The following is a 12,461-nucleotide window of genomic DNA, read 5'->3' as shown; positions in this document are numbered from 1 at the left end:
GCCCACCCTTCCCTCACCGGCTTCAGCTCGGGTAACGACCGACGAAGAACTCGCTGTCGAGGTCCTTGGTCGGTTCCAGACCCGCGGCGACGAGGCCCCTGCGCAGGGCGTTCATCTGCGCGTCGTGGATCCGCATGGTCGGGTGGCGCAGCGGTCCGCCGCTGTAACCCTGCAGCCAAGCCTGGTACTTCCACATGGTGCGGTTGATGAGCCCGAGGCCATGGGCGGACGCCGTACCCATCTTCGCCTTGCGGGCGGGCTGGAGCTGCCAGAACAGATCCGTCGCCGCGTCGAACTCACCGGCCTGCAGATGCTTCATGATCCGCGGCATCATCGGGCCGTAGTACTCGTGGTCGCTGGTGGCGGACAGCTCGATGGGCATGACCTGGGCGAGGGGAATGAGCTCGGCCTCGATCGGGCAGCTGATGACGATCTCCTCGCCGAAGTGCCGGTAACACTCGATCAGGCCCATCGCCGTGGGCGCGCCGCCCTCGGCCTTGATGGCGACGATGTTGGGGCAGTCGTCGATGAGCCGCCGGATCAACCCGACCGGGATCTCGGACGGATGGATCCGTGAGCCGAAACCCCAGGTGGGCACGGGGAACAGCATCACGGCCAGGCGCGTCGAGTCGCAGATGGCCTTCGTGTAGGTGTAGACGTCCTCCTCGGACGTCGGGTAGAAGCCCGGGGGATAGGTCAGCAGGACCAGCTCCGCGCCGGTGTCCTCCGCCACCCGCAGTGCCTTCCGGGCCTGCTCCAGGGTGCTCCAGGCGGAGTGGTGGACGAAGGTCTGGCCGCCCTTCGCCTCGTCCGCGGCGACCTCGCAGAACCGGCGGTACTCGTCGAGGCTGAGGACGACCTCGGAGACGAGGAGCGCGCCGTCGAAGCCGTACTCGAACTGCTTGCGCACGTCGTTGCGGACAGCGGCCTCGTTGATTCCCTCCAGATCAGTGGTGAACGACGGGATGATCACATTGATCACGCCCTTGAGGTGTGCGCGGGCCCAGTCACGAGCCTCTTCGCGGGTGTACGACGCCATGGGTTCCTCTCCTGTCTCCGGGCGGTCGGTCAGTGGGCGAAGTGCGCCGGCAGCGGAACGGCCAGCCCTGCCGCCACCGCCTTGTCCAGCACGATCCCGGCCGTCACCACGTCCTGGAGGCCGCCGCCGACCGACTTGAACATCCGGATGCCGGCTCGGCCCACGGCCGCCTGTGCCTCACCGCTCATGAGGGCGTGCAGCGAGACGCACTTGTCCCGGAAGGAGACACCGGCCTCGTCGGCGGCGATCAGGTCGCCGGTCTGCTCCGTCACCTCGGCCACGTCGTCGCAGACGATGACGTCGCAGCGTTCGACGACACTGACGTCCAGCTCACGTTGGTGCGGGGCCGTCGAGCCGATGGAGACCACGGTCGTGCCGGGACGCAGGTCGTCGCCGAACAGGATCGGCTTCTCGCCGTGGGAGCGTGCGGCGGCGAGGACGACGTCGGCTCTCTCGCGGAAGTACTCCCGGGCCGCCTCCGGGCTTTCCGCCGCGACGCAGGGGATCCCGAGCTCCTCGGCCGTCGTCCGCGCGAATGCGGCGCGGCGTTCCGGGGTCGGGCTGTAGACCGTGATCTCGCTGATCTTCCGGACCTTCGCGAAGGCCCGCACATGCGTCGTGGCCTCGAAGCCGCTGCCGAGCACACCCAGCCGGACGGGCCCGGGATCCGCGAGACGGTCCAGGGCCGCCCCGGAGGTCGCGGCCGTCCGGTACCCGGTGATGAACTTGCCGTCGACGAACGCCCCGATCTCGCTCTTCTCGCGGTCGAACAGGACGATGACGTAGCCGGCGCCCTTGAACCCGCCTCCGCCGGGCTGGAAGGTGACGCCCATCATCTTGGCGCCGAAGTACCGCGAGCCCGCGGGTGCAGCGGGCAGTACCCGGAAATCCAGCCCCTCGCCGCGCACATTCGTCCGGGAAGGGCTGTTCGCCAGGGTGACGGGGCCGGCGTAGGCGCGTTGCAGCGCACTGATCGCCTCGCCCATGTCGAAGACGGTCTCCGCCGCCTGGTTCGACACGAAGTACGGTGCGTCGCCAACCCGTGCATTCATCGTGCTTGCTCTCCTGACACCGTTGATCTGCTCACGCAGGGCATGTACGCCCGCCCTCGCGACCACCAGTCTGCGCAGGGCCGCAGTGCAATCAGAAATGAATTCAGAGAATGTCTGTTATTCGCGCCGCAAATCTACTCATGGATTGCAGAACGGTGTGCCCCGTACTGAACCATATCGCTGGCTACTTGAAATACATGTTGTGCGTCAGTAAGACTCCCAGGCCCAGCGCCACGCAGGCCAGCGTGCGGCGCGCATACGGATGGGACAACACCTTGGGCACCCGAGGGGCGATTTCGACCCGGGGCCTGCTCCGAGGCTCCTCCAGGTGAACGCCTTTCCGTACGAGGGAGTCCTCGATGCCGCGCACCATGCGGTCGGCCTCGGCGTAGCGCCCGTGGGCCGCCAGCCAGCGCGGCGACTCCGGCCAGCGGGCCAGAGCGTACAGACCGACCAGCAGGGGAAAGCCTCCGGCGAGCACGGTCACCCTCCAGGCGGTCTCGTCGGAGAACAGGTGCCGGGCCGCGGAAGCGACCATCGGGGAGGACATGAAGCCGAAGGCCGGGCAGATCAGCACCCCGGTGGCGAGGGCTCGTTGGCGAGGCGATCCGATGGACTCGCGGACCGTCGCGGCGAGGTGGAAAATCATGGCTCCCACGCCGAGACCGAAGAGTGCGCGGAAGGCCAGCAGACTGGTGTAGTCCCAAGCCAGTCCGGACGCGGAGCTGAACGTGCCGTACGCGACGAGGGAGAGTGCGAGTGCCCTTCGGGGAGCGAGGCGTTGTGCGAAGACCGCGGTGAGACGCTCGCCCACGATCGATCCCACGATGGCGATCGCACCGGCCCAACCGGCCTGGACGAGGCTGATGTGGAGCGTGTCGCGCAGGGCGGTCTTCACCTCGTTCATCGCCGTGAGGCCGAAGGTGGCGCCGATACCCCCCAGGGCGAGGATGATCGCCGTCCGCAGGTGGTGGCCGGTGAACGGCAGCCGTGCCAGCCTGGCGCCCACATCAGCGGCGGCTTGGGCACCTTCCGGCTTCGCATCCGGGGCCTGTGCGTCAAGGGGCCGCGCGTCGGGCGTCTCTCCTTCTGCGACTTCAGCTTCCACCGTGGTTCGAGGAGCTTCCACGCGCGCCTCGTTCGATGTCTCGTTGCTCACGCTTCCTCTTCCCGCCGCTGCGTGCGGCCTGCTCCGGGTGTCCGCGACAACCGGCTCGGTGCGGGTGGCTGGGGCGAGACGGCTCGGGCTCGGAGCGGGTCCAGGCGCTCTCGGCGAGCGGGTGTTCGGCCAGTCGACGCAGTTCGTGCGCAAGGCCGTCGATGACCGGGCGCAGACGGGTGACCCTGTCGGAGTCGGTGAAAGTCCCGACCGTGAGATGGCGCCGACCATTTCTGTCGGCCGGTTTCACGGCCAGCTACCGGTGATCCGCTGCGCAGCCATCAAAAGCCGAGCTCGACAATGGAGCGGTGCAGGCCGGGCGGTGTTCCCACGCCTGCACCGGATGCGCATCACGCAGACTTCACGCAGCGGTTGCGCTGGATGCCGAGGCCGGTGATCTCGCCCTCCATGACGTCGCCGGGGACGAGCCAGCGGTTGCCGTGGTGACCGGCATTACCGGCCGGTGAACCAGTCAGCAGCAGGTCGCCGGGGCGCAGCTCCACGATCGTGGACGCGTAGGCGACCAGTTCCTCGACGCCGAAGATGATGTCGTCGACGCTCTCGTCCTGCATCACCTCGCCGTTGACCTTCAGGGTGATGCGCAGCCGGCGGTAGTCGTCGACGAACTCGCGCGGTACGAGGTAGGGCCCGGTGGGGAAGAACGCCGGACGCACCTTGGACGTCAGGAAATCGGTCATCGGCCCAAGGGCGGGGCGCCTCATCACGTCGCGGGTGCTGATGTCGTTGGAGATCGTGTAGCCGGCCACATGCTCCAGCGCGTTCTCCTCGGCGATGTAATGGCCGGCCCGACCGATGACCACAGCGAGCTCGAGCTCCCAGTCGTGCTGCTCGCCAGGCCCCCACAGCACGACGTCGTCGGTGGCCCCGCTCAGAGCGCTCGGGAGGCCTGCGAAGACGAACGCCCCGCCATCCCTGCGGCCCCGGGCGAACTTCCGTCCCTCGGCCAGCAGTTCCTCGTCCGGCCGCTCGTCACCACGGTTGCGCAGCATCGAGCGGTGCATCTGTTCCAGGTGTGTGTAGTAGTTGGCGCCGCCGCACAGCACCTGGCCGGAGGCCACCGGCGGGAGCGGGCGGAGGCTGTCGAGCGCCACGCCCTTCCCGAGTGGCGCGACGGCCAGCTCGCGGAGCCGGTCCAGCGAGGCGTCCCAGTCGTTCAGCATCGACAGCGTGTCGCTGAACTCAGGCCGCAGGTCGTACACACGACCATCGACCACCAAACCGGGAAAAGGAATACCGTCCGCAGCGGAGAAAGTACCGAGTCCGAAAGTCATACCCCCACTTTGTTCGGTACCGGAGCCAAATCCAAGCCCTCTCAAAACGCACGGTGTTCATCCGAGCTATTCATGGTTTCCATGACGGCGAAGTAGGCGCAGGGGGCGGTATTCGGATGCTCCCGCTCTACTCGCGTGAGGCCCGGACCAGGCCGGACTGGTAGGCCCGCACCACGAGCTGAACCCGGTCCCGCACGTCGAGCTTCGCGATGGCGCGCTGGACGTGGCTACGGACGGTCAGCGGGCTCACGTACAGCTTCTGCGCGATCTCGTCGTTGGACAGGCCGCCCGCCACCTCGGCGACCACCTCCCGCTCTCGCGCGGTGAGTTCGGGAAGCACGTCGTCGCTGAGAACGGTGGCTCCACTGGCCTCGGGTGGGGCGAGGAACTGGGAGATCAGCGCTCGCGTGGCGGTGGCCGACAGGAGCGCGTCGCCGCCGGCCACCGTCTTGATGCCCGCGAAGAGTTCCTCCGGCCCGATGCCCTTGCCGAGAAATCCGGCGGCCCCCGCGCGGATGGCCTCGGCCACGTACTCGTCGGTCTCGAACGTGGTGAGGACGAGCACCTTCGTGGCGCGCAACGTCTCGTCCGCTGTGATCTCGGCGGTTGCCGCGATTCCGTCGAGGACCGGCATACGGATGTCCATGACGACGACATCGGGGCGGGTGGCGCGGGCCAGGTCGACGGCCTCTCTGCCGTTGGCGGCGACGCCCACGACCTCGAAGTCCTCGCTCAGATCGATCAGGAGGCGGAACGTACCGACGACGAGGGCCTGGTCGTCGGCGAGCAGTACGCGGATGGTCACTGGAGCGGTATCTCCTCGGAATTCGGATGCTGTGCCTTCTTGTGCATCGGGAGGCCCAGCGTGACGGTGAAGCCGCCCTCCGCCCTGGGCCCGGCTTGCAGCCGACCGCCGATGGACTGTGCGCGTTCCCGCATGCCGATCAGCCCGTAGCCGGAGACCCGATCAGGGAGGGGTGCCGCGACGTCGGCTCGGCCGTCGTTGTCGACGCTGATGGTCACCCAGCTCGGGGTGTAGGTGAGACGCACCGTGGCGTTGGCGGTGCCCGCGTGCTTGGTGACGTTGGTCAGCGCTTCCTGGACGACCCGGTATGCCGTCAGTTCCACACCGGGCGACAGCGGGCGGGCTTCCCCTTCGGTGATGACGTGCACACTCAGTCCCACGCGCTCGAAGGATTCCAGCAGGGTCGGAAGCTGGGCGAGTCCGGGGGCCGGGTCCCGCGGGGAGTCGGTGTCCCCTTTCTGGCGCAGCAGCCCGACGGTCGCCCGGAGTTCCCTCAGCGCTTCATCGGTGGAGTCGACGAAGCTCGCCATCATTTTCGGTGCGCGCTCCGGGTGGTGATGCATGAGGTACGTCGCCGTACGGGCCTGCGTGGCGGCGAGCGCGATGTGGTGAGCGACCACGTCGTGGAGATCGCGGGCCATCCGCAGGCGCTCCTCGCTCACCCGGCGAAGGGCTTCCTCCTCGCGCGTGTGCTCGGCGAGCTCCGCCCGGGCCTCGGCGGCGGCGAGATACTCGGTGTTGCTGCGCACAGCGTCACCGAGTGCTCCGGGCAGCAGCGTCCACGACATCATCCCGACGATGACGAGCCCCCAGGGGGACTCGGGGTCGCGGGCCAGCGTGGCCGCGAGCAGGGTCATGGTGGCGGTGACCGCTCCGACCCGGGCCGTACGCCGATCGGTGCGGAGGGCGAGGAAAAAGAGTGCCACGAGACACGGCGCTTGCAGCAGCGGGTTGAGCTGGATGCCGCTGAGCGCCAGGACAAGCGCACACGCCGTGGTGAGCCCCGCTGTGAGCCGTGGGTGACCGCGGTGCAGGAACAGGGACAGCGCTCCCACGGCGACGATCACCACCACGTGTGTGGCGGGAACTCTCAGGTGCGTGGGGCTCCCCGGAGGCAGGGCGTTCGCGACGACTCCCATGGCGAAGGTGGCCACGGCCAGGGCACCGTCCGCCGCACGTGGGTGGCGGCGCGCTTTGTCGCGCCAGTCGCTGATCATCATGTCTTTCAGCCGTGTCCCTTGTTTGTTCCCTGTTCCACCAGCATCCCCGATGACGCTCGTGACGCGCGGCGGAGCGGTAGGCCGTCCCTCCTGGAGGGGGTGGCCCACCGCTCCGTGCAAGACCAGGAGGCGGTCAGACGCGGCTCGGTTCGCGCTCCGCGTCGTCGGACCCGGCGCCCTGAGCGGACTCGACTGCCCGGTTCAGCTTCTCGCCCTCAACGTCCACGTTCGGCAGGATCTTCTGCAGCCAGCGCGGCAGCCACCAGGCCTTGTCCCCGAGGAGCGCGAGCAGGGCCGGGATGATGGTCATGCGGACGAGGAACGCGTCGAAGAAGACGGCCGAGGCGAGACCCAGGCCCATCATCTTGATCGTCGATTCGCTCATCCCGATGAACCCGGCGAACACCGACATCATGATCACGGCCGCGGCCACGACGACCTTGCCACTGTGCCGGAAGCCGGAGACGATCGCCTGTCCGGGCCGGTCGCCGTGGACGTACGCCTCACGCATGCGGGTGACGAGGAAGACCTCGTAGTCCATGGCCAGGCCGAAGACCACGCCGATCAGGAAGATCGGCATCATGCTGGAGATCGGGCCCACCGTCTGCACGCCGAGCAGGTCGGCGAGCCAGCCCCACTGGAAGACCGCCACGATCACGCCCAGCGACGCGCACACCGACAGCAGGAATCCGAGCGCCGCCTTCAGCGGAACAAGGACCGAGCGGAAGACCACCATCAGGAGCAGGAAGGCCAGCCCGACGACGAGCGCGAGGTAGGGCAGGATCGCGCCGGTGACCTTGTCGGCCATGTCGATGTTCACGGCGGTGTTGCCGCTGACCAGCATGTCCGCGCCGGTGCCGGCCTTGATGCCGTCGGCCTCGTCCCGGATCGTGTGGACGAGGTCCTTGGTCTCGGTGCTGCTGGGAGCCGTCGACGGGGTGACCGTGAGCACGGCCGTATCGCCCGCCTTGTTGAACATCGGCTTCGTCACACTGACGACGCCATCCGTGGCCTCGAGGTCTTCGACGACGGTCGTGGCGGCGCCCTTGGGATCGTCGGCGCCCTTGGCGTCCACAACAACGGTCAGCGGGCCGTTGAAGCCGGGACCGAAGGCCTTGGACAGGTCGTCGTAGGCCCGGCGCTCGGTGGTCGACGTGGGCTTCGACTCGTCGCCCGGATTGCCCAGCTGGAGATCGAGCGCCGGCACGGCGCAGGTACCCAGGGCCACCACACCGAACAGGAGCACCAGCAGCGGCCGACGGATCACGAAGCGAGCCCAGCGAGTGCTCAGGCGCGGCTTCTCCGACGAGTGGGCGCCGTGCGCGGGAGTCTCGGCCGGCTTCCCCTTCTTGGCCTGCTTGCGCACGGACCGGGGCATCACGGCCTTCGGGAAGAAGCCGATCAGCGCGGGCAGCAGGGTCAGGGCGATCAGCACCGCGATCAGGACCGTGAACGCCGCGGCCAGGCCCATCTTGGTGAGCATCCCGATACCGACGACGGACAGGCCGACGAGGGCGATGATCACGGTGAGGCCGGCGAACACCACGGCGGAACCCGCCGTACCGACGGCCCGCCCGACGGCTTCCTCGGGATCCCGGCCCTCCATCCGTTCGGACCGGTACCGGGAAAGCACGAACAACGCGTAGTCGATGCCGACGGCGAGCCCGAGCATCAGCGCCAGCGTGGTGGTCGTGGAGGAGAAGCCGATGGTGCTGGCGAGCGCGGTGATGATGGCGACGCCGGTACCGATGCCGAACAGCGCGGTGAGCAGCGACAGGCCGGCTGCCACGATGGACCCGAAGGCGATCAGCAGGACGACTGCCGCGACGGCGACACCTATCAGCTCGCTGCTGGAGGACATCTCCATCGACTGCAGGGCGTCGCCGCCGATCTCCACGGTCAGACCGGAGTCGCGGGCGTCCTGCGCCGCGTCCTTGAGCGCGGTGGTCGTGGCGTCGGTGAGTTCGCTGTTCGACTTCGTGTAGTTGACGGTGGCGTAGGCGGTGGTGCCGTCCTTGCTCACGGCATGCGTCGTGAAGGGATCGAGGGCACTCTGGACCTGACTGCCGTCGGCGAGTTCCTTCACCGTGTGCTCGATCGCCGCCTTGTTGCCGGCCGCGGTGATCTTCTGTCCGTCGGGGGCGACGAAGACAAGCCTGGCGGTGGCTCCGTCGGAGCTGCCGCTGTCGGGGAAGCGCTCGTCCAGGAGGTCGAACGCCTTCTGGGACTCCGTACCGGGAATGGAGAATGAGTCCTTCGGCGCGGCCGGAGCCTTGGCCGCGCCGAAGACGGCGACGGCGAGTACCGCCGCCCAGAGCAACAGGAACCAGTGTCGTTTACGGAACGACACTCGGCCCAGTCGATAGAGAAAAGTGGCCACGACGAAGGCACTCCAGTCTGGATCTCGACAACGGGCGACCTGCGCGCCGCAAGGCACGGCGGGCCACCGGAGCAGCGGTAGGCAGTGCGCCTCCGACGGGAGGCGCGAAGCATGCAGCCATCCTTCGTGGCGGGGCGCCTCATCGGCATCGTCGCCCGGCACGCAATCGCGCCTACTGCCGATGAAGGAGATCCGGGTTCGTCCGGCGAGGTCCACGTAGTCCGTGAGAACGACGGGTCCTGCGGAGAGAGGACTCACCACCGGGCACTCAGCGCGCGGCGGGGCCGGCGACCTGCCTGTGTTTCCGGCCGTACGACAGCCGCCACTCGACTCCCGGCGCAGCTGTTGCCGGGCCGGCCTGCATGTTCACGCCGGGCACTCGGTGGCCAGCGTCATCTCGGCCACGATTTGCACCCCGGTGAGCAGGAGGTTCTCGTGTGCACTGACAGGTGCAGCGCGGTGGCGGTTGCCGTCAGGACACCTCGCTGACGCAGGCCGCCGGGTCATTTGTGCAAGCGGCTGGCGGGTGGCCCGGATCCACGCGCCGCTGCGTCGCTTCCCCCGAGAGGTCGGCGGCACCTTCGCCCCGCTACTTGATCATCGACGCCTTGGCGCGGCACGTCGTAGCGGGGTGGAGCGGCGATGGACGAGGGAGCGGGACCCCGATCGCATCCTCGTCGGGCGAAGGGACAGCCAGGCCACTCGGCGCACTGCGGAATTGCAGCAGCGGCAGCTCAGCGAATGTGTTCACGATCTGGGGTGACGTCGACATATATCGGCCCACTCTGCTCCGCGGCTTTGTCGCTTTCCGTCGCCGACTTGCTGTCGCAGCCGCCCGCACCAGCCTTGCCCCGCACGATCGTCGGGGCCCCCTGCAGTCCGTCCCCGACGCACGCTGACCGCCACGGAATCAAGCAGGTGAAATACCGATGCAGCGCACCAGGTGTCTTCCCCTCCGCGTATGAACAACGCGCATGTCTGGCATGACCGCTCCCCATTACCGAAACCCTCTCGCTTGGATGCACAATCAGCAGAGGAAACCAGTCATGGCGGAAGTTGAATCGACCTCCGGCAGGACGCATTTGCGAGAAGGCAAGGAAATGCACTTCTCGCTTTCTTCAGTCAGCGCCGCGGAACCGGAGAACGGCCGGCGTTGCACACACCGAGCCAAGCCTCACTGCACAGTCCGCCAGGGAAGGTGTTTGTCCGCCATGAGCGCACCGGAGATCCGCCGTGTGGTGACCGGCCACGACGACAAGGGCCGAGCGGTGGTCATCAGCGACCAGGTGAGCACCGGGCCGAATCCGTTCTCGAACCTGGTCTGGACGACCGCCACATCACCTGCCGACAACATGGACGACACCGATGGCGCGCTGCGCGGGGCAGGCGTGACGGTAGCGGGCGGAACGGTCTTCAGGATCGGCCGGCTCGAGCCCGGACATCGCTCGCCGATGCACCGAACGCTCTCGATCGACTACGGCATCGTCCTCGACGGCCGTCTGGTGCTCGAACTCGACGGCGGAGACCGGGTGGAGCTGAAGGCCGGTGACGTCGTCGTCCAGCGTGGCACGAACCACATCTGGGCCAACGAGACCGACGAGTCGTGCACCGTCGCCTTCATCCTCGTCGACGCCAAGCCGGTCGTCGTCGACGGCCGGGAACTCGCGCCGACCCCCATCACACTGCCCAAGCCGCCCCAGGCCTGACCTGACCTTTCACTGCCAGATCCGAGAGGAGCCCACTGTGGCACGAGTGAAGTACCTCGACAGTGAGGACATGAAGACACCAGAGGCGCAGGCCGCCTGGCACCGCCTGGAAACCGAGCGGCCGAAGCCCATAGGCGCCGTCTTCCGACTCACCGCGCACTCCCCGCAGGTGCTTGCCGCCTCCCTCACCTATGGGCAGGCGCTGCGTGCCGACACAGTGATCAACGACAAGCTGCGCGAGCTGGCGATCCTGACGGTCGCTCACGCCACCGGCGTGGAGTACGCCATCGCACACCACGCCGGTCCCGCCGTCCTGCACGGCGCGACCGAGGAGCAGATCGCGAGCATCCTCGACTTCGAGACGTCGGAGGCCTTCGACGACCGCGAGCGCGCCGTGATCAGGCTCGCGTACGAGTCGACGGTCAAGGTCCACGTGTCGCAGGAGACGTGGAATGCGGCCGCCGAGTTCCTCAGCGAGCGGGAACTGGTCGAGCTGGTTCTCAACATCGCCTACTACAACAACGGAGCCCGCATCATGGCCGCGCTCGACGTCGAACTCGAGGAGCCGTACAAGCTCGACCCGGTCGGCCAGTTCCTGAAGGACATCAAGGGCCGAAAGGCGAAGTCGTGACCACTCTTACCGCGGCCGAACTCATCGGCCGGACCGAGGAGCTACTGCCCGTCATCGCGGAACGAGCCGCTGAGACCGAGGAGTTGCGGCGCGTCCCGGACGAGACGGTACGCGACCTGAAGGACGCGGGACTCATCCGCGTGGGCAACCCGACCCGGTACGGGGGCTACGGCCTCGACATCGACACGAGCTTCGAGATCGGCTGGCGGCTCGGCCAGGTCTGCGGCGCGACCAGCTGGTTCTACACCGTGTCCCAGAGTCACAACTGGTGGATGGGAACGGCCTCGGAGGCCGCGCAGGACGAGTACTTCGCCTCGCCCGACGTCATCTCGTCGTCGGCGTACGCGCCGACCGGACAGACGAAGCGGGTCGAGGACGGCTGGTGGATCTCCGGCCGATGGCCGTACTCCAGCGGCGTCGACCACGCCGACTGGGTCATGCTCGGCGCCCTCGACCTGGAATCGAAATCCCTGTACGCCCTGATGGTCCCGCGCGCGGACATATCGATCGACGACGACTGGTACGTCTCCGGTCTCAAGGGCACCGGCAGCAAGACGATCGTCATCGACGAGCCGGTGTTCGTCCCCCGCCACCGGGAGATGAAGGCGGGCGGCCCGCCCAACCTGGAGTGGCGCGACAAGCACGGGCGGGGCTCCTACGGTGTTCCGCAGTTCGAGGTGATGCCGGCCGTGCTGGCCACACCACTGATCGGCATCGCGCAGGGGGCGGTGAACGAGTTCGTGGACCTCACCCAGAAGCGGGTGACCAAGCGAGGTCCGAACAGGGTCTCGATGGCCGAGGATCCGGGAGGGCAGTTCCGCGTCGCCGAGTCGGCCGCCGAGGCGGACGCCGCACGCAGCATTCTCCGTACCGACCTGCGTGAACTCATCGAGCTCGGCGCTGCCGGCGGTGCACTGTCCCCTCTGGACCGGGCCCGTATCTGGCGCAACCAGTGCTACGCGGCGAAACTCTCCGTCTCCGCCGTCAACCGCCTCTTCGAGGCTTCCGGCGCGGGCGCGCTGTTCAAGTCGAGTTTCCTGGCGCGGATGCACCGGGACGTCAACGCTGGATCACACCAGGCGGCCGTCCAGTGGGACGCATCCGCGGCACGGTACGGCAAGCTCCGCCTCGGGGTCGAGAGCCCGGAGTTGTGGTAGCCCCCGAGGGTGCCTGATGT

General features: G+C 67.9%; 10 protein-coding genes. 3 read left to right on the top strand and 7 right to left on the bottom strand.

What is annotated here, in order from left to right; all coding sequences use genetic code 11:
* Positions 1-22: 22 nt before the first annotated feature.
* From ACFWXC_RS00990 to ACFWXC_RS00960, 7 genes are all read right to left on the bottom strand, one after another.
* Positions 23-1,039, bottom strand: coding sequence for a dihydrodipicolinate synthase family protein (locus tag ACFWXC_RS00990; protein ID WP_384470959.1), 1,017 nt, complete (start codon positions 1,037-1,039; stop codon positions 23-25).
* A gap of 29 nt (positions 1,040-1,068) precedes the next feature.
* Positions 1,069-2,091 (bottom strand): ornithine cyclodeaminase family protein, encoded by a 1,023-nt coding sequence (locus ACFWXC_RS00985; RefSeq protein ID WP_384470956.1) that lies wholly within the window; start codon positions 2,089-2,091, stop codon positions 1,069-1,071.
* Between the two features lie 184 nt (positions 2,092-2,275).
* Positions 2,276-3,250 (bottom strand): MFS transporter, encoded by a 975-nt coding sequence (locus tag ACFWXC_RS00980; RefSeq protein ID WP_384470953.1) that lies wholly within the window; start codon positions 3,248-3,250, stop codon positions 2,276-2,278.
* A 350-nt stretch (positions 3,251-3,600) separates the two neighbouring features.
* On the bottom strand, positions 3,601-4,470 hold the full coding sequence (locus ACFWXC_RS00975) for a fumarylacetoacetate hydrolase family protein (protein WP_384470950.1): 870 nt from the start codon (positions 4,468-4,470) through the stop codon (positions 3,601-3,603).
* A gap of 199 nt (positions 4,471-4,669) precedes the next feature.
* On the bottom strand, positions 4,670-5,347 hold the full coding sequence (locus tag ACFWXC_RS00970; protein ID WP_384470947.1) for a response regulator: 678 nt from the start codon (positions 5,345-5,347) through the stop codon (positions 4,670-4,672).
* Positions 5,344-6,567, bottom strand: coding sequence for a sensor histidine kinase (locus ACFWXC_RS00965; RefSeq protein WP_384470944.1), 1,224 nt, complete (start codon positions 6,565-6,567; stop codon positions 5,344-5,346). Before ACFWXC_RS00965 ends, ACFWXC_RS00970 begins: the two co-directional genes overlap by 4 nt.
* Positions 6,568-6,700: 133 nt before the next feature.
* The gene (locus tag ACFWXC_RS00960; protein WP_384470941.1) at positions 6,701-8,947 is read right to left on the bottom strand and encodes an MMPL family transporter; all 2,247 of its coding nucleotides are present in this window, start codon (positions 8,945-8,947) and stop codon (positions 6,701-6,703) included.
* Positions 8,948-9,993: 1,046 nt separating this feature from the next.
* Between ACFWXC_RS00960 and ACFWXC_RS00955 the strand changes: the two genes are divergently transcribed.
* Genes ACFWXC_RS00955 through ACFWXC_RS00945 form a run of 3 tightly spaced genes read left to right on the top strand, consistent with a single transcriptional unit; the run spans position 9,994 to position 12,441 of the window.
* Entirely contained in the window at positions 9,994-10,653 is a 660-nt protein-coding gene (locus ACFWXC_RS00955; RefSeq protein ID WP_384470938.1) for a cupin domain-containing protein, read from the top strand.
* A 37-nt stretch (positions 10,654-10,690) separates the two neighbouring features.
* The gene (locus ACFWXC_RS00950; protein ID WP_384470935.1) at positions 10,691-11,284 is read left to right on the top strand and encodes a carboxymuconolactone decarboxylase family protein; all 594 of its coding nucleotides are present in this window, start codon (positions 10,691-10,693) and stop codon (positions 11,282-11,284) included.
* On the top strand, positions 11,281-12,441 hold the full coding sequence (locus ACFWXC_RS00945) for an acyl-CoA dehydrogenase family protein (protein ID WP_384470932.1): 1,161 nt from the start codon (positions 11,281-11,283) through the stop codon (positions 12,439-12,441). The genes ACFWXC_RS00950 and ACFWXC_RS00945 overlap by 4 nt, the downstream gene beginning before the upstream one ends.
* The last annotated feature ends 20 nt before the right edge of the window (positions 12,442-12,461 follow it).

The organism is Streptomyces sp. NPDC058683 (genome assembly GCF_042716195.1).
GTDB lineage: Bacteria > Actinomycetota > Actinomycetes > Streptomycetales > Streptomycetaceae > Streptomyces.
This window is presented reverse-complemented; position numbering and strand designations above follow the sequence as displayed.

Excerpts from the sequence above, each read along its gene's own strand:
- ACFWXC_RS00955 (WP_384470938.1), top strand. The coding sequence starts at position 9,994 with ATGGCGGAAGTTGAATCGACCTCCGGCAGGACGCATTTGCGAGAAGGC.
- ACFWXC_RS00990 (WP_384470959.1), bottom strand. The coding sequence starts at position 1,039 with ATGGCGTCGTACACCCGCGAAGAGGCTCGTGACTGGGCCCGCGCACAC.
- ACFWXC_RS00965 (WP_384470944.1), bottom strand. The coding sequence starts at position 6,567 with ATGATGATCAGCGACTGGCGCGACAAAGCGCGCCGCCACCCACGTGCG.
- ACFWXC_RS00985 (WP_384470956.1), bottom strand. The coding sequence starts at position 2,091 with ATGAATGCACGGGTTGGCGACGCACCGTACTTCGTGTCGAACCAGGCG.